The following is a 20,726-nucleotide window of genomic DNA, read 5'->3' as shown; positions in this document are numbered from 1 at the left end:
AACAGCGTCGTCCCCGTTTGGCAAAATCGAGGAGCGCTCTCTGCCGAGAGTAAGGTTTCAATGTCCGGATCGTTGTAGAGCTGTTGCTCGAACTCGGACACCGGGGTTTTGCCAGAGGCGAAGTCGCTCAATCGTTGCAGGGCTTCAGTTGATGGAGGCATTCTCGAAGGCTTCTAGATTGGCAAGCGCCGCGAACGAGCGGTCTCGCGGGACCCGTGGCAACTGGCTGAATGATGGCATGTGGCCGAATTCAGCCGCGCAGCTGCAACGCCCAAAGCGGCCAACATCCAGTTTTTTTCGATCGCTACTCTGCGCGGCATCGGCAGGCGTGATTCAGTTAATGATCTCTCCCATGCCTGCGCGTACGCGCTCCCTCAGCTGCAGGATGTACTCCGCGTCAAAGAGTTCCCAGGTCTCCAGTTCGCCGACGATACGAAGCGGTTCGCGGCTGCGGTAGGAGCGTGTGGGATTGCCCGGAAACTTCTTGTCGGTGACGTTGGGGTCGTCCTCGAAGGCGCCTGTCGGTTCGACGATGTAGACGCGGCGACGACCGTCGCCCTTCGCCATTTCGGCAGCCAGCCCGGCGCCTTTGGGCCAGGCGGTGAAGTAGATGTGGTTCATCACGACGTCGCCGTCGTAGTTTGAGCGGAAGCCTGCGGTGAGCAGGTCGCCCACCTGGAGGTCCGCCCGCGTTCCGTGGAAGTAAGGGCCGGTGTCCAAGACAGCCATCGCAAGTCGCTCCTCTACAGAAACGAAAAGCCGCGGAGTTTACTCGGGTGGATGTTCACATAGGCCGTGTGAGCGAGGGCCCCGTTTCGGGTGCAGCAGGGCGTCTTTGAAAGACAGCTCCTGGCCGACGGTAGCCGGTCAGGTAGCCGTGCGAAGGCGCCCCTATCGGCTTCATCTTTGGCTCCACATCAGACTTCCGTTGGCTTTGGCTCGGCCGGTCTGGCGACCGACTACTTGGCTGTCGGCCCAGGCTCGGTCTTGTGGCCCAACGCGGCCACGCCAGCGGCGGCCCTTGGCCCCGATGTTCTACGCGGCTCAACTCGAAGAGCGGACGGCGAGTTCCCGCAGTACGGCGTCCAACGGAACCACCCCCTTGCGAACCTTGTCGGGGTTCTCGAACTTGATCCATCCTTCGTTGAAACCGTCCAGCATCTGAATGCGCGGCATCGGATTGCGCATGCCTTGTGCTCTGAAAAGCGCCTCCCAACTGGCGCGCGGCACCACCTCCATGCGCACGTCGCGGCCCAAAACGCGAGCAAACCCTAGAGCGACCTCATTGGGCGTCAAGCGCCCGCCTTTCAGTTCAACAATGCGCTTGCCTAGCCAGCTTTCTTGAAGCAGTTCGGCGGCAAGGTGTCCGACATCTGCGGTGGCAACCATGGGTACCGGTTTGTCCAGCGGACAGAGAAAACTCGGAATGACTCCCGTCGTGCGCGCACGCTCCACATCCCAAGCGGCGTTTTCCATGAACCAGGCGGCACGCAGGAAAGCCACGGGCAAAGGCAGGGTGCTCAGACTGGCCTCCTGCAACAAGTGCTGCTGCAACAGGTTGGGCCGTAGTGACTGAGCGCCAATCGTTGACAGCGAGACAACCTTGCCGGGCAAAGTGGCATCGAGCGCCTCGCGCACTGCTGCAATGACACGGCGGGCCTCGTCAAAATCGGGTGATGGGTCGAACACCGGCGGCAAAACGAAGAGCACGCCCTCAGCGCCTGCGAAAGCCTTCTTGAGTGCTTCGGCATCGTCCAGCGAAGCAATGGCCACTTCGCAGCCGCGCTGCTTCCATGCGGCGCCCTTGCCGGCGTCGCGTACGACGGCACGGACGTCCTTGCCCGCTTCCATGAGCGAGCGTGCAACGGCGCCGCCCACCTGACCTGTGATTCCCGTGATGGCAAACATCGAAACTCCTTGTTCTCAGCACAAATTGACTTGGTGCAAGAAGTTTGAACATCGACCATCCATTTCTCAATGACATGAATGTCATTTCACTCATGCTTGACAGTCATTGATGCCGCGCAGATGCTACTGCAACAGACCGACGATGAAGTCCAGGAAGGCGCGCGTTTTCGCCGGCAGATGGTGCCGCGACGGATGGAACGCGTAGAGCGGGAATTGTTCGTCGCGCCATTCAGGGAAGACGTTGACCAGCCGCCCGTCAGCCAGCATCGGCTCTGCGCCGAGATCCATCACTTGGGCCATGCCATGCCCGGCAAGGCACACGCTGTAGAGCGTGCCGGCATCATTGACCGTCAGCGCTCCGTCCATGTGGAGCACCAGCTTCTTGCCGCGCCTGTGAAATTCCCATGGAAATGGCCGACCCGTTGCGGAGTCCCGGAACAGGATGCATACATGGCCACCCGTCGCCAACTCGCGCGGGTCCTTGGGGTGTCCATGGCGCTTCAAGTACCCAGGCGACGCCACCGTCAGCATCCGCGTGTCGAGCAATTTGCGCCCGATCAGCGTTGACGGTCGCGGATGGCCAAAGCGCACCGCGAGGTCGAAACCATCGGCTACAGGGTCACCGAGTTCGTCACGCGTGATCAGTTCGAGCTTCACTTGCGGGTACGTCTCGAGAAAGGCCCCAAGGTGTGGTCCCAAGACCAATCGCGAGAAATACGGATCGATGTTGACCCGCAGAACGCCGCGAATCGCCGTTGTGCCCTGCGCTGCGGATGCCACCGCTTCTGCCAGCCCGGCGAGCAGCGGCGCCACCTGCTCATAGAAGCGTCGGCCTTCGTCCGTCAGGCTGATCGATCGCGTCGTGCGTTCTAACAGCCGAATGCCCAGCCGTGCTTCCAGACGTGCGATGGCTCGGCTGACGCCCGATTGCGACATCTGCAGAATGTCGGCCGCCGCCGCAAAGGTGCCGCTGTCGATGATCGCAGCGAGGACGCGGATGCCGTTCACAATACTTTCGTCGAAACCCGCCATTTGAGCTTTTGCTTGACCGATGAGAATCGCTGATCGCTACGTCGCCCGCATCATTCCGACCCGATGCTCGGCGCACACGAGCGGCGAGTCACGCACACTGTTGTCGCTGCCACCCCAGCTTCGCGACTACGTCAAAGCTCTGCCGAAGGTTATCAACGAACGGCTCCGCCGAGAGCACTGCGACAGCAAACGCGGATATTGCCATGGCTTGGCGATATTCAACGGGTGGCGGTGCCGGAAGGTCCGGTTGTGGCCAACTGTTGGCGGCCAAATCAGCCAGAGGTGGGAGCTTGGCCGCTGAGGTCCACGACACCGGTTGAATCCGCCGCGAAGATTGCACTCGACAGGTCTCAGGCAGCGTGTCGAACTTCATCGGCCGTTCAGTCATATCGCACGATGTCGTAGCCTTCCTCCGCCGATGGCGCGACGAAGTGACTGGTTATTTCGTCGAATTCCGCGTCCGTCGTTTCAAACGGATGCTCTCCCGAAAGGTTGCGAATGCGCAGGCGCGCCTTGCAGACTTCGTCGGGAACATCCAGGTAGTGCAAGCGATGGGCGGCTCCGGCCTTCTCGAAAACGCCGCGGCCCCATCCTCTTGCTGCGACGGTGTTCGAGGGGAAATCGAGTACGACGGACGTGCCGGCCGCGAGCAGCGCCTCGACGTGGCCCGACATCGCTTCACGCAATCTGCCGGCACAGCGAACGTAATCCGCGAGGGCATGAATCTCGTTCGGGTAAAGACGCGCGAGCCAATCGTCCTCGCTGATGAGAACCGTCTTCGGCTGCGTTGCGAGGTGCCTGGTGAGCGTCGACTTTCCGGAGGCGATCTTCCCGCAGACCATGTGCAGGACCCCTGGCAAGGAGGAGGCGGCGGCGGCCGTCCGCGAAGTTTCGGTTTCGAGCATTCCAATCTCCAGTAACTCTGAGGAGCCCCAGGAGACAGAAAAAAACCCGCCTCGTGGGGCGGGTTGCTTTGGCGGCTCGGGCCGCGCGCTAACCCACCATCCTTCGGATGGTGCGAATAATCGACGCGAGCTGCGAACAAGCCATGGAGAGCAAGAATAGCGAGTTCCGGAGGGCTCGGCAATGCGTTCGCGTGGGACGCCGAAGCACCGAGGTCAGGCCAGAGGGTCGGCTCGCACTTTCGCTGTTGGCACGACGCCTGGCAATATAATTGCAAACGATTCTCATCCACTTCTTCGGATCCGCCACCCGGAACCGTTCCATGCCCGCGGCCACCCATTCTCCCGAGCCCATCGAAGTTCTCTACAGCGACCACCACGGCTGGCTGCTGGGGTGGCTGCGCCGCCGCCTGGGCGACGCCTGCGATGCGGCCGACCTGGCGCATGACACCTTCGTGCGGCTGATGGCGTCCTCGCGCACTGCCAACCTCGGGCACGAGCCGCGCGCCTTCCTGACCCATGTCGCCAAGGGGCTGGTGGCGGACCATTGGCGCCGGCGCGAGGTGGAGCGGGCCTACCTGGAAGCGATTGCGCATCTGGCCGAGCCCGAGGCACCGTCGCCCGAGGCCCGGATGCTCATCATCGAATCGCTGTTGCGCATCGAGGCCATGCTGGCCGGTCTTCCGGGCCGCACGCGGCAGGTCTTCCTGCTGGCGCAGTTCGACGAGCTGACGCTGCAGCAGATCTCCGAGCGCATGGCGATGCCCGTGATCACGGTGCGCCGGCACATCCACAAGGCGCTGGTCGCCTGCATGTCGGTCGCGTGAGCGAAGCGGTCCGATGAGCAGCCAGCCGCCGACCGGGGCGCAGACCCGCCCCGATCCTGCGCTCCTGAGCGAGGCGGCCGACTGGATGATGACGCTGCGCTACGGCGACGATGCCCAGAAGGCGCGGGCGAACTTCGACCGCTGGCGCGAGCAGAGTCCTGCGCACCGTGAGGCCTGGGCGCGGGCGGAAGTCCTGCTGGGGGTGCTCGCACAGGTGCCGGCGGCCATCGGCAAGGAGGCCTTCCAGGCCTTGCGGCAGCAACCCAGCCGCCGCCGCGGCATGGGCATGCTGGGCGCGTTGCTGATCGCCGCGCCGGCCGGCTGGCTCGCCTGGCGGCACATGCCCTGGCGAGAATGGACCGCCGATGTCGCCACGGCCACGGGCGAGCGCAAGTCGATGACGCTGGCCGACGGCTCGCGCCTGGTGCTCAACACCGCGAGCGCGGCGGACATCGTGTTCACCGCCGCCGAACGGCGCATCCGGCTGCAGGCGGGCGAGATCCTCGTCACCACGCACGCCGACCCGTCGCCCACCTATCGGCCCTTCCTGGTGCAGACGCCGCAGGGCACCGTGCGGGCGCTGGGCACGCGCTTCAGCGTGCGCCGGCTCGACGACCGCAGCACGCGCGTCGCGGTGTTCGAAGAGGCCGTCGAAGTACGTTCCATGGACGGCGCCTCGCGCATGCTGCGCGCCGGCGAGCAGGTCGATTTCGAGGCCGGGCGCATCGGCCCCGGGGCCACGGTCGGGAACAGCGCCGCGCTCTGGGAGCAAGGCATGCTGCTCGCGAGAAACATGCGCCTGGCCGATGTCGTCGCCGAAATGGGCCGCTACCGCAGCGGCGTGTTGCGCTGCCATCCGGCGGTGGCGGAGCTGCGCGTATCGGGCGCCGTGTCCCTGGCCGACACCGATGCCGGGCTCGCGTTGCTGGCGCGCTCGCTGCCGCTGCGCATCGAGCAGACGACCCGCTACTGGGTCACGGTGGCGCCGCGTTAGCCTGGGCCCAAGAAAAAAATCCACCCGGGAGTGATCACTTTTTCTGTTTCGTCCGGTGTGAGAAGGAACGACGCATCGATGCCGATGCGCCGACCGCCATCACAGACATCACAGGACGCAGACACATGGGATCGCAGTGCAACGCAGGCCGGCACCGGCACACCGAAAAAATCACGGCCGCCATCGCCACGGCCGCCCTGCGCGCGGCATGGGGCGGCGCCGGCGCGCTGGCACTGCTTGCCGCGCCCGTGTTCGCGGCCGAGCCGGCGGGTGCCGGTGTGCGCCAGTACGCCATTGCGGGCGGCACGCTCGCCGACGTGCTGGCGCAATTCGCGGCCGCCACGGGCGTCCAGCTGATCTTCGAGCCCGGCATGCTCGCCGGGCTGCGAAGCGGCGGGCTGCGGGGGCGCTACACGGCGCAGGAAGGCTTCGAGCAGGTGCTGCGCGGCAGCGGCTACGAAGTGACGGGGCAGGGCCGCGGTGCCTACGCGCTGCGCAAGGCGGTGCCGCCCGTGCGCAGCGGCGCGGGCGACACCGCCACGCTGGCCCCCGTCACCGTGACCGCCGCGACCGAGCGCGAAACACCCACGGGCCGCGTCAACGGCTATGTCGCCAGGCGCAGCGCCACGGCCACCAAGACCGACACGGCGCTGATCGAGAACCCGCAGTCCGTCTCCGTGATCACGGCCGACGAAATCGGCGACCGCAAGGCGGAGTCGCTCGACGAGGCGCTGCGCTACACCGCCGGCGTCACGCCCAACCTCAAGCCCTGGGCGGTCGACGAGTTCTCGCTGCTGCGCGGCTTCGAGCTCGGCACCGCCGGCGTCTTCATGGACGGCCTGCTGACCTCCGGGCGCTCCTATGCCGCGCCGATCGAGCCCTACGGCCTCGAGCGGCTGGAAGTGCTGCGCGGGCCGGCATCCGTGCTGTACGGCAAGATGCCGCCGGGCGGCATGGTCAACGCCGTGAGCAAGCGGCCGACGGCCGACGCCGTGCGCGAGATCGGCATCGAGTACGGCACCTACAACCGCAAGCAGCTGAAGGCCGACATCGGCGGCGCACTCGACAGCCGCAACGAATGGACCTACCGCCTCACGGTGCTGGGGCGCGCCTCGAACACCCGGCTGGACCATGACCGCGACAACCGGCTCTACATTGCGCCCGCCCTCACATGGCAGCCCAGCGCCAGCACCAGGCTGACGCTGCTCGGGCGCTACCAGAAGGACAACCAGGCCTACGCCTGGCAGAACCAGCTCGAGCAGCCCGGCGTGTTCGGCCAGCCGAGCCCGCGCGTGAACATCGGCGGCTACGACAACCGCTGGCGGCGCGACAACAAGATGCTCGGCTACGAGTTCGAGCACAGCTTCAACGACACCTGGTCGATGCAGCAGAGCATGCGCTACAGCGAGCTCGACCGTTCCGAGACCAATGTGTTTCCGCGCGGCCTGCGCGCCGACGGCTACACGATGAACCGCAGCTTCTCGCCGCGCGAGACGCACTGGAAGGGCTTGCTGCTGGACACGCGCGTGCAGGCGCGCTTCGGCAGCGGCCCGCTGGCGCACACGCTGCTGGCAGGCGTGGACTATGCCAAGTCGCGCACCACCGACGAGTTTCCCTACGACCGTCCCCTGCTGGCGCCGATGAACCTGTTCGCGCCCGTGTACACGCACCAGCCGCTCGCCCCGGCCACCGACCCGTATGTCGACCGGGTGCCGTCGAAGCAGGTCGGCTTCTACCTGCAGGACCAGATCAAATGGGACCGCTGGGTTCTCACGGCGGGCCTGCGGCATGACAAGGCGGACGCCTCGGGCACCCGCACCTTCGGCAGGACCGGCGACAGCAGCGAGATCTACGACACCTCGGCCAGCGCCACCACCGGCCGCGTCGGTGTCGTGTACCTGTTCGAGTCCGGATGGGCGCCCTATGCGAACTACGCCACCTCTTTCTCGCCGGAGATCGGCAAGGACCTGAACGGCAACCTGCTGAAGCCTTCGAAGGGCCGGCAGGTCGAGGCCGGCGTGCGCTACCAGCCGACCGCACAGAACGCCAGCTACACGGCATCGGTGTTCGACATCGTGCGCAGCAACGTGACCACGGCGGCGCCGCAGGCGCCCGGCGAAGTCATCCAGACCGGCGAGGTCAGGTCGCGCGGGCTCGAGCTCGAAGCCCGCGCCGATGTGACGAACAACATCAGCCTGATCGCCCAGTACACCTACCTGGACACGCGCATCACGCGCAGCAACGACGGTGACCTGGGCCTGCCGCAGATGAGCGCGCCGAAGCACAGCGCATCGGCGTGGGGCAAGTACTCGTTCCCGGTGGGCGACGCGACCCGCGCGTTCGCCGCCCTCGGCGTGCGCTACCTCGGCAAGTCGCGTTCGGCCTGGGACACCGGCAACGCCAACATCACCAACCCGAGCATCGCGATGGTCGACCTGGCGCTCGGCTTCGACCGCGGCCCCTGGCGCGTCTCGCTCAACCTCAACAACCTGTTGAACAAGCAGTCGCTGATGGATTGCAACGGCAGCATCTGCTACCGCAGCGCGGAGCGCACCGCCAACCTCAGCGCGCTCTACCGCTTCTGATGCCGGCGACGCGTGGCGCCGTGCGGCGTGTCCGGGGCCCGCTTCTGTCGCGCATCGCGGCCGCGCTGTTCGGTGGATATGCGCTGGCGGTGCTGACCAGCGTCGCGGCGCTGGCGCTGCCCATGGGCACCGTGGAGGCGGTCCTCACGGGCATGCAGGCCAGCTTCGTGGTGTATGCGGCCGCGGTCATCTGGGTGTTTGCGGCACGCAGCGCGCGCAGGGCATGGCTGGGCCTGGCGCTGGCCGCGCTGCCGCTGCTGGCGGCGGCATGCTGGGTCTGGAGGATGCCGGCGGCATGACGACTGCGGCAAGGAGCCTGCGCCAGTCGATGGCCCGTCTCCACACCTGGACCGGCCTCGTGTTCGGCTGGCTGCTCTACGCGATGTTCCTCACTGGCGCGGTGAGCTACTTCCGGGAGGAGATCTCCCAGTGGATGCGGCCCGAAGTGCCGGCGCTCGCGCAGTTGCCCGACGCGGCCGCGAGCGCTGCGCTGGCGGTCGCCAGCCTGCAGGGGCTTGCACCGGGCGCATCCCAGTGGGTGATCGATCTGGCGGACGAACGCAGGAACGTCGTCGCCGCATCGTGGCGCGCCGGCGGCGGCGCCAGCGACGGCCGGGCCATGCTCGATCCGCTGAGCGGCGGGCCGCTGCATGCGCGCGAGACCACCGGCGGAGAGTTCTTCTACTACTTTCATTTTTCGCTGCACTACCTGCCGCGGGCCGCCGCGCGCTGGCTGGTGGGGCTGGCCACCATGTTCATGCTGGTCGCCATCGTCAGCGGCGTGATCACGCACAAGAAGATCTTCACCAACTTCTTCACCTTCCGGCCCGGCAAGGGCGCGCGCTCCTGGCGGGATGCACACAACATGCTGTCGGTGTGGGCGCTGCCCTTTCACCTGCTGATCACCTACACCGGCCTGGTCACGCTGATGACGCTGTACATGCCCTGGGGCCTGGACAGCGCGCCCGATGCGGCGCAGGCGCGCCAGTCGCTGCGCGCTGAAATGACGGCGCTCATGCCGCCGGGCACGCCGCGCGGCACGGCGGCACCGCTGCCCGATGTGGGCGCGATGGTGCGCGAGGCCGAGCGGCGCTGGGGCATCGGCAGCGTGGCGCGCCTGGTCGTCGACCACCCGGGCGATGCCGCATCGCGCGTGAAGCTCGTGCGCAGCGAGGCATCGCGCGTGTCCGTCAGCCCGCGCTACCTGGCGTTCGAAGGTCCGCAGGGCGCGTTGCGGCGGGTCAAGGACCACTCGGGCCCCGCCGCCGAGACACGCGGCGTGCTCTACGGCCTGCACATGGCGCGCTTTGCCGGCACCACGGTGCGCTGGCTGTACTTCGTGGCGAGCCTGGCCGGTGCGGCCATGGTGGCGACGGGGCTCGTGCTGTGGACCGTCAAGCGGCGCGCCAAGCGGGCCGATCCTGAACGCGCGCCGGTCGGCCGCCGGCTCGTGGAGCGGCTCAACGTCGCGGCCATTGCGGGGCTTCCCGCGGCGATGGCGGCGTTTCTCTGGGGCAACCGGCTGCTGCCGGTGGATGCCACGGATCGCCGCGAGTGGGAGATCCACCTGTTCTTCGCGGTGTGGGCGCTGATGCTCTTTCACGCGGGCGCGAGGCCGGTCCGGCGCGCATGGACGGAGCAGTTCGGCACCGCCGCCGTGCTGTGCGCGGCGCTGCCGCTGTGGAACATGTGCGCCGGCGGCCGCCACCTGTTCGCCAGCATCCGCGCGGCGGACTGGGTGTTCGCGGGAATCGAGCTTGCGCTGCTGGCAACGGCTGCGCTGCTTGCCGCGATGGCGATGAAGACCGCGCGCCGGGCTGGCACCTAGCACCTGCCGCAGCGACCCGTTGCACGGCCCGACCACTGCGCCGGGATGCAACGGTGCCGGCCCGCGCGCTGTTCGACCTTGTAGCAATGCAGCGGGAAAACCCGCGGCCGGCAGCCCGCGCGATGCGCGAAAGAGCCCCTGGAAGGCTGCATTGCGCGTGGCATGGAGATTGCCCTTGACTCCCGTGAAGGCATGCCCGCATGGCACGCCCGAGCCGCTATCCACACCCACGAGGAGACATCCCATGCAATTGAAGCTCTTGAACGCGCTCATGGCCATCGGCCTGGCCGCGGCCGGCGGCGCCGGCGCGCAAGTCACGGACAAGATGATCCAGTCCGAAGCCACGGCGAACGGCAACGTCCTGACCTGGGGGGTCAATACCCAGGGCCAGCGCTACTCGCCGCTGAAGCAGGTCAACACCGGCACCGTGTCCCGGCTCGCGCCGGCATGGGCCTTCTCCTTCGGCGGAGAGAAGCAGCGCGGCCAGGAGGCGCAGCCCGTGATCCACAACGGCAAGATGTTCGTCACCGCCTCGTACTCGCGCATCTACGCGCTCGACGCCACCACCGGCAAGAAGCTGTGGAAGTACGAGCACCGCCTGCCCGAGGGCATCATGCCGTGCTGCGACGTGGTCAACCGCGGCGCGGCGCTGTACGACAACCTGGTGATCTTCGCCACGCTCGATGCGCAGCTGGTGGCGCTCGACCAGAACACCGGCAACGTGGTCTGGAAGGAGAAGATCGACGACTACGCGGCCGGCTACTCGGCCACCGCGGCGCCGATCATCGCCAACGGCCTGATCCTCACGGGGGTGTCGGGCGGCGAGTTCGGCATCGTCGGCCGCGTCGAGGCGCGCGACGCCAAAACGGGCAGCATGGTGTGGTCGCGCCCCACGGTGGAAGGCCACATGGGCTACACCTACGACAACGATGGCAACAAGAAGGAGGCGGGCGTCTCGGGCACCGTCAACAAGAGCTGGCCGGGCGACCTCTGGAAGACCGGCGGCGCCGCCACCTGGCTGGGCGGCACCTTCGATCCCAAGACCGGCCTGGCCTACTTCGGCACCGGCAACCCGGCGCCGTGGAACAGCCACCTGCGCAAGGGCGACAACCTGTTCTCGTGCTCGACCGTGGCCATCGACGTGAAGACCGGCCAGATCAAGTGGCACTACCAGAACACGCCCAGCGACAGCTGGGACTTCGACGGCGTGAACGAGTTCGTCACCTTCGACATGGACGGCCGGCGCGTGGGCGGCAAGGCCGACCGCAACGGCTACTTCTACGTGAACGACGCCACCACCGGCCAGCTGCTGAATGCCTTTCCCTTCGTGAGGAAGACGACCTGGGCCGACGGCATCGACCTGAAGACCGGCCGCCCGAACTTCGTGGCCGACAACCGCCCGGGCGATCCGGTCGCGGGCGGCGACGGCAAGAAGGGCAGCTCGGTGTTCGCGGCGCCGGGCTTCCTGGGCGGCAAGAACCAGATGCCGATGGCCTACAGCCCCGACACCAAGATGTTCTACGTGCCCGCCAACGAATGGGGCATGGACATCTGGAACGAACCCGTGGCCTACAAGAAGGGCGCGGCCTACCTCGGCTCGGGCTTCACCATCAAGCCGCTCAACGAGGACTACATCGGCGCGCTGCGCGCGATCGATCCCAAGTCCGGCAAGATCGCCTGGGAGATCAAGAACGGCGCGCCGCTGTGGGGCGGCGTGCTCACCACCGGCGGCAACCTGGTGTTCTGGGGCACGCCCGAGGGCTACCTGAAGGCCGCCGACGCCAAGACCGGCAAGGTGCTGTGGGAGTTCCAGACCGGTTCGGGCGTGGTCGCGCCGCCGGTCACCTGGCAGCAGGGCGGCGAGCAGTACGTGGCCGTGGTCTCGGGCTGGGGCGGCGCGGTGCCGCTGTGGGGCGGCGAGGTGGCGAAGAAGGTCAACCTGCTGGAGCAGGGCGGCATGGTGTGGGTCTTCAAGATCCCTTCCGCCGGCACTGCGCGCACCGCCCGGGCGGGCGAGGCCCGCGTGGCGTCCAACTGAAGGAGGCGGCATGACGGATCGCAACAGCGAAGGAGGCCGCGGCGCCTCCCGCCGGGAGTTCGTCGGCCGCGCGGCCGGCGGCGCCTGCCTGCTGGCGGCGCTGCCGGTGCACGTGCTGGCCGCGCCGCCGCGCGCCGAGGAAAGCGACGAGACTGCCGTGCAGCTGGGCTACAGGCACGACACGAAGAGCGTCGACAAGAAGAAGTACCCGCGCCACGCGGCCACGCAGGAGTGCGTGAACTGTGCCATGTGGCAGGGCACGCCCTCCGATGCCTGGGCCGGCTGCGCGATGTTCGGCCGCAAGCAGATCGCGGCCAAGGGCTGGTGCCAGGCCTGGGCGCCCAAGCCCGCCTGATCGCCGCAGCTACGGCATCGGCCGCCGCGCGGCCGGCTCGATCCGCAGGCCGGGCGTGGCCTCCCACCGCCCGGCCTTGTCAACCCACAGTGCATCGACCTGCCATTGGCGCGCGACCTGCCGCGCCTGCGCGGGGCCGGCGACGAAGAACACCTTGGTGAGCGCGTCGGCCAGCGCGCCGCTGGGCGCCGCGACGGTCACGGCCGACAGGGCCGGCGGCGAGTAGCCGGTGTGCGGATCGACGATGTGGTGGTGCCGGCGGTCGGGGCTGAAGAATGTCTGGCTGTCGGCCGAGGTGGCCACGCAGCGCCCGTCGGCCAGCAGCCGTGCGATCAGCGCGGATTCAGCCTGCGGGTCGGCAATGCCGAGCGACCAGGGCTGCGTTCCGCCGCGCAGCCCGAGCGGTGCGAACTCGCCGGCATCGACCAGCGCATGCCGGATGCCGCACGCCGCCAGCGCCTCGCGCACGCGGTCCGCCGCAAAGCCTTGCGCGATGCCGTTGAGCGTCACCGCCATGCCCGGTGCGTCGAAGCGCACCAGCCGGTGCCGCACGTCGAGCGCGCGCCAGTCGACCCGTGCGCGCGCCGCCGCCACTTCCTGCGCGTCCGGCAGCCGGCCTTCGCGCTGTGCGGCGGCGAAGGCCTCCCACAGCGGCTGTACCGTGATGTCGAAGGCGCCGCGGCTCTCGCGCGAGACCTCGTGCGCGATGCGCAGCACCGCCAGCAGTTCTTGCGGCGGCGAGGCCAGCCGGCCCTCGCGGTTCAGCCGCGACAGCGCGCTGGCCGGATCGAACAGGCTCATCTGCGCCTCGATGCGGCGCAGCAGCGCCACGCCCTCGTCGAGCGCGCGTTCCACCACCGCCTTGCGTTCGTGCCCGGCCTGCAGGCTCAGCGTGCTGCCGAAGCCCAGCAGGTCGCGCCGGCCCCAGTGCAGCGCGGTGACGGCCGGCGCCAGGGCCGCGCCGCCGGCCAGCGCGCCCAGGCCGAGCGACAGGCGCAGCAGCTGGCGCCGCTTCATGCCGCGCTCCGGCCGACGGTGGTGGCGACCGCCGCGCGCACCGGGATCACCCGCTGGCGCCCGCGCGCGATCAGCGGCGCGCAGCGCTCGGGGCTGTCGTGGATGGCCACGCAGTCCAGGCACTGGAAGCACTCGCCGTAGACGATCGCGCCGTCGGGCTTGATCGCCTGGTACTCGCAGCGGTGCCGGCAGGTCTGGCAGGGTGTGCCGCATTCGGCGCGGCGCGGAATCCACTTCAGCAGCCGCGCATGCCCGAGCAGCTTGAGCCCCGCGCCGAGCGGGCACAGGTAGCGGCAGAAGCCCTTGTAGAGCACCAGGTTCAGCAGCACCAGGCCGCCCGCCCAGGCCACGAAGGGCCAGGCGCGCACGAAGTTCAGCGTGATCGCGGTCTTGAAGGGCTCGATCTCCACCGCCCGGTCGGTCCAGGCGGGCGAGAGCGCCGCCAGCACGAGGATGACGGCCAGCACCGCGTACTTGACCCGCTTGAGCCGCGTATCGAGGTCGCGGTGCAGCCGCAGGCGCCTGCCCAGGCCGAGGCGCCGCGCGAGCTGCGCCGCCAGCTCCTGCAGCGCGCCGAAGGGGCAGAGCCAGCCGCAGAAGGTGCCGCGTCCCCAGACCACCAGCGTGAGCGCGACGAAGGCCCACAGCGCCACGCTCATCGGGTCGTACATCAGGAAGGCCAATGAGCGGCCGGCCGCCAGCGCCTGGATCGCCGCGGTGAGGTGGACGATCGAGAGCTGGCCCTGCGCGAACCAGCCGATGAAGACCAGCGTGAAGACCAGGTAGCCGGTGCGAAAGCGCGCCAGCCGCGCGGGCGTGGCGACGATCCAGCGCGGCCGCGCCAGCACCACCGCCAGCAGCGCCAGCGCGCCCGCGAGCACCGCCAGTTCCCAGGCGCGCGCCTGCCACACGGCCAGCCAGCCCCGGGCCTCGCCCTGCGGCGCGATCACCTGGTCGGGCGGCAGCCGGTAGGGCAGGGCGAAGTCGCGGCTCACCCGCTCGCCATAGAGCATGCCCTTCTCGCGCGTCACGCGCAGCGCGAAGTCCAGCGGCCGGGCCGGGTCCAGGCCGGCCGGCCCGATGACGCGGAACACCTTGGCGTCGGCGCGCTGCAGCGCGGCCGGCAGCCGCAGCGGATCGTCCAGGTCGAGGTCGCGCAGCTCCAGCGGCAGCTCGCCCTGCCGGAGCGTCAGGCGGTCCGGCACCGCGCCGCGCACGAAGTTGTCGCCCACGAAGGTGTAGCGGCCGGTGGCGATCGCCAGCAGCGCATGGTCGCCTTCGTCGATGCGGCCGAGCAGGTGCTGCCAGCCCGCTTCCGACAACAGGTTGCGGCCCACGGCCGGGACGTTCAGGTAGGCCAGGTACAGCTCGCTGAAGGTCTCGCCGGAGGCCGCGCCGGTGCCGTCCGCCTCATCGACACCCGTGCCTGCGAAGGCCCGTTCCACCTGGCCGCGCGAGAGCCGCGCGCGCTGCACCAGCCCGGCCTGTAGCAGCGCCTCCCAGTCCATCGGCCGGAAGCCGTCGCGCCGCACGCGCGCCAGCAGGGCCGGGTCGCTGCCGGCGGCAAAGCCGAGCCGCGCGCGCGCCACCCGCAGCGCGGACGCCAGCAGGCTCTGGTGGAGGATGCGCACCGAGGCGGTGGCCTTCGCGACCCCGTCGATGTAGGCGTTGGCGCTGCCGTGCTGCTCGCCGCGGTTGGCGTTGGAGCCGATCTTGAGGTTCTGCCGCAGCGACAGGCCCTTGTACTGCTCGGCGAAGCGCAGCAGCGGCCCCTCGCCCAGCCCCTCGAGGAACACCGGCTCGTGGTGCGAGAGCACGCGCACGTCGAGGAAGGCGCCCTTCGCATCCAGCGCCACCAGCAGGTTGATCGGCGTGCCCGAGAAGCCGGGGAGTGGCGCCAGGTCGATCGACTCGAAGACGTAGCCCGCGAGCACCGGGCTGGTCATGTCCTGCTTGAAGATCGGCCAGACCGGCAGCTGCGCGTCCTTCTCGCCCACGGTCCACGGCGGCGGGAAATGCAGCTGCAGCGCGGCGCGCGTCATCACGCCCGCCTGCGTCGCCAGCGCCAGTCCCGCCAGCAGCAGCGCCGTCAGCCATCGCCGCCCGGTCACAGCGAGATCTCCATGCCGTCGTAGGCCACCTCGATGCCATGGCGCTCGAGCTCCTGGCGCTGTGCGCTCGCGGCATCGAGGATCGGATTGCTGTTGTTGATGTGGGTCAGCACCTTGCGCCGCGCCGGCGTGGCCCGCAGCGCGTCCACCATGCCGGCGCGCGGGCCGGTGCCGGTCTGCGGCAGGTGGCCCATGTCGCTGGCGCTGCGGGTGCCCAGGCCGGCGTGGCGCATTTCATCCTCGGTCCAGAAGGTGCCGTCGAGCAGCAGGCAGTCGGCGTCATGCATCCAGCGCAATTCCTCGGGACCGATCTCGGCCAGGCCCGGCGCATAGAAGAGGCGCCGCCCGCCCTGCAGGTCCTCGATCCGCAGCGCGATGTTGTCGCCCACCGCCTGTCCGCGGCGGTGCGGCGAATAGGGCGGCGCCTTGCCGGGAATGGCCACCGCGGTGAAGCGCAGCGAGGGAAAGCCGGCCACGCCGAAGTCGACGCGCGTCTGCGTGCCGGCCACCGCCAGCATGTGCCAGCGCGTGCCGCAGTAGTGCTCCAGCACGCCGAGCACGGGGAAGGAGGTGGTCAGGTCCTCGAACACGCAGGGCGTGGCATAGAGGTCGATGCGCGGCCCTTCGCGCAGCCCGAGCAGCCCGGCGACGTGGTCGATCTGCGCGTCCATCAGCACCACCGCCTTGATCGGCGTGCCGCGCAGGCCGTGGCGCGGATGCAGCTGGGGGTGGCTGCGGATCTGCTGGCCGATGTCCGGCGAGGCGTTGAGCAGCACCCACGATTCGCCGTCGGCGGAGACGGCGACGGAGCTTTGCGTGCGCGCGCAGGCATCGAGCACGCCCTGGCGCTGGCCCGCGCACAGCCGACAGTTGCAGTTCCATTGCGGAAAGCCGCCGCCCGCGCCGGAGCCGAGGACCAGGACTTTCATGAATCCTCGAACGCGGGGGCCGGCCGTTGCATGAAGTCTCCTCGTGTGGGCTGTACGGGCGGCATGGCGCAAGTCGCATGCCTGCGCGGCGCGCTGCACGAAGCGCGCCGCAGGCACGGGATTGCCCTGGGATACCCCGAGAAAACGCCCCGGAAAAAGCGCCGCCCGCGCGAACTGCTCCAGGCTGGTACAGCACCGTGCGACGCTGGCACAGGGTTTCCCCCGGCCCTCGCATGGCCTGTGTCAGTCGGCCTTGTTCCAGCGCAGCTTGCGGTAGATGGTGTTGCGGCTGATGCCCAGGCGCTTGGAGGCGACCGAGATGTTGCCGTCGGCCGCCGCAAGGGCGCTGCGGATCATCTCGATCTCGGCTTCCCCGAGCGTGCGCGGGGCGCTCGGGTCGGCAGCGGGCGATGGTTCGGCGGCTTGCGCGACTTGCGCGGGTTGCGGCGCTTGCTCGGCCACGGCGGCGTAGGCTGTCTGCATCGGAGCGGGGTCCGGTGCGAAAGAGGGCGCCGGTGCCGGTGTTGCAGCCTGGGGGCGCGCGCGCCGCACATCCTCCAGGAAGTCGTCCGACAAGTGGTGCTCGAAGATGTGGCTTTCGCCCGCAGCCATCACGGCGGCGGTGCGCAGCACGTTGGCCAGCTGGCGCAGGTTGCCGGGCCAGGCATAGGCCTTGAAGAGCGCGAGCACCGAGGCCTCGATCCCGGGCGTGTCCTGCGGGCATTCGGCCAGCAGGATGCGCCGCGCCACCACGTCCAGGTCGCTGCGCTCGCGCAGCGCCGGCAGCCGCACCACCAGGCCGTTGAGGCGGTAGTACAGGTCTTCGCGGAAGGTGCCCGCATCGATCATCTCGCGCAGGTTGCGGTGCGTGGCGCCGATGACGGCAATGTCCACCGGGATCGACTTGAGGCTGCCCAGCGGCGTGACGTTGCGCTCCTGCAGCGCCCGCAGCAGCCGCGCCTGCAGCGCCAGCGGCATGTCGCCGATCTCGTCCAGGAACAGCGTGCCGCCGTTGGCCTGCACGATGCGCCCGACCGCGCCCTTGCGGCGCGCGCCGGTGAAGGCGCCGTCCTCGTAGCCGAACAGCTCGGCCTCGATCAGCGATTCGGGGATGGACGCGCAATTGACCGCCACGAAGGGCTGCCGGGCGCGGTTCGAGTCCTGGTGCACGGCGCGTGCGAGCAGCTCCTTGCCGGTGCCGGTCTCGCCGAGGATGAGCAACGGAATGTCGCGGTTGATGACGCGCCGCACCTTCTGCAGTGTGGCCGCGATCTGCGCGTCGCCGGTGTCCAGGTAGCGCAGGCCGGAGAAGGGGGCCTGCGCCGACGGGCAGGGCGGCCGCACGGCCGCGGCGGCGGTATCGTGGGCGGGCGTGGACATGCGCGCTTCCACCGAGGTCACGGGCATGTCCAGCACCACCGCGCGCTGCGACCCGTTGAAGCGGGCGCTGACGTGGAACTGCTGCCCGTTGGCCGCGTGCAGCATCATCGGCGTGGGCAGCGGCGCGCGGAAGTGGTCGAACACGGCCGAGGCCGTGATGCCGAACAGGCTCGGCAGGCTCTGCATGCGCAGCGCGGCAATGCTCATGTCGAGCTGGTCCAGCGCGCTGCGGTTGGCGCCCAGGATCTTGCCGTCCGCGCCCACCACGATGATCCCTTCGAGCAGCGTGCCGATGAACTCCGCGCGGCCATGGAAGTGCAGCCGCAGGCGGTTGCCGTAGTCGTCCGACAACCACTGGTTTTCGATCATGCGTGCCGACATGCGCACCAGGCCCATGGTGTGCTGGTGGTAGGAGCGCTGGTCGCCGGTGACGTCGAGCACGCCCAGCATCTCGCCGCGCGGATCGAAGATCGGCGCGGCCGAGCAGGTGAGGAAGTTGTTGGCGTGGATGAAGTGCTCGCCGCCATGCACGACCGTCGGCGTCTCCTCCACCAGCGTGGTGCCGATGGCGTTCGTGCCCTTGGAATGCTCGGCCCAGCTCACGCCCGGCGTGAGCGCCACCTTGTTGGCGCGCTGCAGGAACCGGTCGTCGCCGACGGAGTGCAGGATGGTGCCGGTGGTGTCGGCCAGCACGATCATGCTGTCGGTGTCGACGATCTGTTCGAGCAGCATCTCCATCACCGGCGCCGCATGCGTGAACAGCCGCTGGTTGCGCTCGCGCGCCACCGCGAGGTCGCTGCGCCGCAGCGGGTCGAAGTCCGGCCGCTCCACGCGCGACAGGCCCAGCGCGGCGCAGCGCTCGTGCCACTGCTGGATCAGTTCGCTGCGGCCGGCTCGGGGAGGCGCGACGGCCAGCGCCGACGGCGGGGTCCAGCCATGGGGAGGGCTGGCTGGGGCATGAAAGGCATCAACCATCTGCTGTCTCCTGGCCCGCTTCTTTGGTGCGGGCGACTTGTCTCTGGCCAGTTCGAATGCTGTTCACTGGTCGCTTCATTTTGGAACACCCCTCGGGGCCAGGTGTTCCGTCCCGGCGCTGCGACGGCAAGGATGCCACAGCAACCGGCCCTTGTGGGCACCATCCGCGACCGGGACGCTACAGCACAAGGCAAGTTGTGTTCCCGCTTGAAGCAATGGCCGTTGGCATAGCGATTGCAGATTTGTGCGGGTTCCCCCATCACCACAACGGAGACCCGACATGATGAATCCCGATCCACGAACCCTGCGGCCCCTGGCCCGCGCCGTGCTGGCCGCGGCAGTGCTGGGCATGGCCCTTTCCGGCGCTGCCCGGGCCCATGGCGACGTCACGCCGCAGGCCGTCGACACCTCTTCGCTGCCGAAGCTGGGCGAGCAGTGGCGCGCCGAGAACCCGTTCCGCGGCAACAGCGGGGCCATCACGATCGGCACCTCCGCCTACAACCAGAACTGCGCGCGCTGCCACGGCATCGACGCCATCTCCGGCGGCATCGCGCCCGACCTGCGCAAGCTCGACAACGATTGCGCCTCGCTCAAGGACGCCGCGCGCAAGGCGGCCTGCGTGAAGGAGATCGACGACTTCTTCCTCACCACCGTGCGGCGCGGCCGCACGCGCAACGGCGCCGTCTACATGCCGCCGTTCGAAGGAACCATGAACCAGGAGGCGATCTGGTCGATCAAGTCGTATCTGGAGACGCGGCGCGACAAGCCGATGTGAGCCGCGGCCATGCACACATCTCCTCCTTCTTCTTCTTTCCCGCGGCTCTCGCGCCGCGCCTGCCTGCAGTGGGCCGCTGCCGCCGGCGTGGCCGCGCTCGCCGGCACGGTACGCGCGGGCGCGCTCGACCGGATCCGCGCGCGCGGCACGCTGAGCGTGGCGATCTACCAGGACATGCCGCCGTTCCACGTGGCCGGCCAGGGCATCGACATCGAGCTGGCGCGCGCGCTGGCCGGCGCACTCGACGTGAAGCTCTCGCTGCTGCCCTTCCTGGCCGACGAGAACATGGGCGACGACCTGCGCAACATGGTGTGGCGCGGCCATTACCTGGGCTTCGGCCCGGCCGACGTGCTGCTGCACGTGCCGGTCGACCGCCCGCTGATGGACGAGACGCCGCAGGCGCTCATCTTCGCGCCGTACTACCGCGAGCGCGTGGTGCTCGCGCGGCGGCTCGACCGCCTGCCGCAGCTGGACACGCTCTCGGCGCTCGGCGATGCGAAGGTGGCCGTGTCCGGCAAGACGCTTGCGGGCTGGCTCATGATCGGCGCCGACAACGGCGCCTACCGCGACCAGCTCGACACCCAGCCCAAGGACGGCGCCGAGGCCGCGCGCGCCCTGCAGCGCGGCGAAGTGGCCGCGGCCGCGGGGCTCGCATCGGAGATCGAATCGGTGCTGCGCGGCGACGCGCGCTTTGCCATTGCGCCGCTGCCCTCGCCGCGCATCCAGCGCAACGGCTGGGCGGTGGGCATGGCAGTCAAGAAGGACGCAACCGACCTGGCGCAGGCGCTGCAGGCCAGCGTCAATGCCCTTGCCCAGAGCGGGCGGCTGCGCACGATGTTCGAAGGAGGAAACGTCGCCTGGCAGGCGCCGTGAACCGGCGAACCATGGCAATCGACCTAGCGCGTTCCAGCGGACACCCCAACCACCACCCAACGACGGACGATGCGTCCGAACACCCATGAGCCTGCCCAATCCCATCGAATCCGTCCTGGTCGAGAACCGCGTGTTCCCGCCCGACGCGCGCGCCAGCGCCGGCGCGCGCATCAGCGGCATGGCCGCCTACGAGGCCC

Annotated in this window: 17 protein-coding genes; 9 read left to right on the top strand and 8 right to left on the bottom strand. The window is 69.0% G+C overall.

The window, feature by feature from the left end:
- Nucleotides 1–333 precede the first annotated feature (333 nt).
- From arr to FB547_RS32840, 4 genes are all read right to left on the bottom strand, one after another.
- Nucleotides 334–729 (bottom strand): NAD(+)--rifampin ADP-ribosyltransferase, encoded by a 396-nt coding sequence (arr, locus tag FB547_RS32855; RefSeq protein WP_145747770.1) that lies wholly within the window; start codon nt 727–729, stop codon nt 334–336.
- A 315-nt stretch (nt 730–1,044) separates the two neighbouring features.
- On the bottom strand, nt 1,045–1,908 hold the full coding sequence (locus tag FB547_RS32850; protein WP_145747769.1) for an NmrA family NAD(P)-binding protein: 864 nt from the start codon (nt 1,906–1,908) through the stop codon (nt 1,045–1,047).
- A gap of 123 nt (nt 1,909–2,031) precedes the next feature.
- Nucleotides 2,032–2,940, bottom strand: coding sequence for a LysR family transcriptional regulator (locus tag FB547_RS32845; protein WP_145747768.1), 909 nt, complete (start codon nt 2,938–2,940; stop codon nt 2,032–2,034).
- Between the two features lie 380 nt (nt 2,941–3,320).
- Entirely contained in the window at nt 3,321–3,845 is a 525-nt protein-coding gene (locus FB547_RS32840) for an AAA family ATPase (protein ID WP_145747767.1), read from the bottom strand.
- 320 nt (nt 3,846–4,165) lie between these two features.
- On the opposite strand from FB547_RS32840, the gene FB547_RS32835 reads away from it, so the two are divergent.
- The 7 genes from FB547_RS32835 (at nt 4,166) to FB547_RS32805 (ending at nt 12,469) form a co-directional block, all read left to right on the top strand.
- Nucleotides 4,166–4,669, top strand: a complete 504-nt coding sequence (locus tag FB547_RS32835) for a sigma-70 family RNA polymerase sigma factor (protein WP_145747766.1) — start codon at nt 4,166–4,168, stop codon at nt 4,667–4,669.
- A gap of 13 nt (nt 4,670–4,682) precedes the next feature.
- Nucleotides 4,683–5,663 (top strand): FecR domain-containing protein, encoded by a 981-nt coding sequence (locus tag FB547_RS32830; RefSeq protein ID WP_145747765.1) that lies wholly within the window; start codon nt 4,683–4,685, stop codon nt 5,661–5,663.
- A 125-nt stretch (nt 5,664–5,788) separates the two neighbouring features.
- Nucleotides 5,789–8,248 carry a TonB-dependent siderophore receptor gene (locus FB547_RS32825; protein ID WP_261380482.1) on the top strand — a complete coding sequence of 820 codons (2,460 nt, stop codon included), beginning with the start codon at nt 5,789–5,791 and terminating at the stop codon, nt 8,246–8,248.
- The gene (locus FB547_RS32820) at nt 8,248–8,547 is read left to right on the top strand and encodes a DUF3649 domain-containing protein (RefSeq protein ID WP_145747764.1); all 300 of its coding nucleotides are present in this window, start codon (nt 8,248–8,250) and stop codon (nt 8,545–8,547) included. The genes FB547_RS32825 and FB547_RS32820 overlap by 1 nt, the downstream gene beginning before the upstream one ends.
- Nucleotides 8,544–10,076, top strand: a complete 1,533-nt coding sequence (locus FB547_RS32815) for a PepSY-associated TM helix domain-containing protein (RefSeq protein WP_186454329.1) — start codon at nt 8,544–8,546, stop codon at nt 10,074–10,076. Before FB547_RS32820 ends, FB547_RS32815 begins: the two co-directional genes overlap by 4 nt.
- A 244-nt stretch (nt 10,077–10,320) precedes the next feature.
- A complete protein-coding gene (locus FB547_RS32810; protein ID WP_145747762.1) occupies nt 10,321–12,114 on the top strand; it encodes a PQQ-dependent methanol/ethanol family dehydrogenase in 1,794 nt (597 codons plus the stop codon).
- Between the two features lie 10 nt (nt 12,115–12,124).
- Nucleotides 12,125–12,469 (top strand): high-potential iron-sulfur protein, encoded by a 345-nt coding sequence (locus tag FB547_RS32805; protein WP_145747761.1) that lies wholly within the window; start codon nt 12,125–12,127, stop codon nt 12,467–12,469.
- A 9-nt stretch (nt 12,470–12,478) separates the two neighbouring features.
- On the opposite strand, the gene FB547_RS32800 is transcribed toward FB547_RS32805, so the two are convergent.
- From FB547_RS32800 to FB547_RS32785, 4 genes are all read right to left on the bottom strand, one after another.
- Entirely contained in the window at nt 12,479–13,486 is a 1,008-nt protein-coding gene (locus FB547_RS32800; protein WP_145747760.1) for an FAD:protein FMN transferase, read from the bottom strand.
- Nucleotides 13,483–15,597: a 4Fe-4S binding protein gene (locus FB547_RS32795; protein WP_145747759.1), complete on the bottom strand. Its 2,115-nt coding sequence runs from the start codon at nt 15,595–15,597 to the stop codon at nt 13,483–13,485. The genes FB547_RS32800 and FB547_RS32795 overlap by 4 nt, the downstream gene beginning before the upstream one ends.
- Entirely contained in the window at nt 15,594–16,526 is a 933-nt protein-coding gene (pqqB, locus tag FB547_RS32790; protein WP_145747758.1) for a pyrroloquinoline quinone biosynthesis protein PqqB, read from the bottom strand. The genes FB547_RS32795 and pqqB overlap by 4 nt, the downstream gene beginning before the upstream one ends.
- 243 nt (nt 16,527–16,769) lie before the next feature.
- Nucleotides 16,770–18,881: a sigma-54-dependent Fis family transcriptional regulator gene (locus tag FB547_RS32785; protein ID WP_145747757.1), complete on the bottom strand. Its 2,112-nt coding sequence runs from the start codon at nt 18,879–18,881 to the stop codon at nt 16,770–16,772.
- A 280-nt stretch (nt 18,882–19,161) separates the two neighbouring features.
- Between FB547_RS32785 and pedF the strand changes: the two genes are divergently transcribed.
- Both pedF and FB547_RS32775 read left to right on the top strand, forming a co-directional pair.
- Nucleotides 19,162–19,656 carry a cytochrome c-550 PedF gene (gene pedF, locus FB547_RS32780; RefSeq protein WP_145747756.1) on the top strand — a complete coding sequence of 165 codons (495 nt, stop codon included), beginning with the start codon at nt 19,162–19,164 and terminating at the stop codon, nt 19,654–19,656.
- Nucleotides 19,657–19,665: 9 nt separating this feature from the next.
- A complete protein-coding gene (locus tag FB547_RS32775) occupies nt 19,666–20,529 on the top strand; it encodes a substrate-binding periplasmic protein (RefSeq protein WP_145747755.1) in 864 nt (287 codons plus the stop codon).
- Nucleotides 20,530–20,726: the final 197 nt, after the last annotated feature.

Source organism: Variovorax beijingensis (assembly GCF_007828835.1).
Lineage (GTDB): Bacteria > Pseudomonadota > Gammaproteobacteria > Burkholderiales > Burkholderiaceae_C > Variovorax > Variovorax beijingensis_A.
This window is presented reverse-complemented; position numbering and strand designations above follow the sequence as displayed.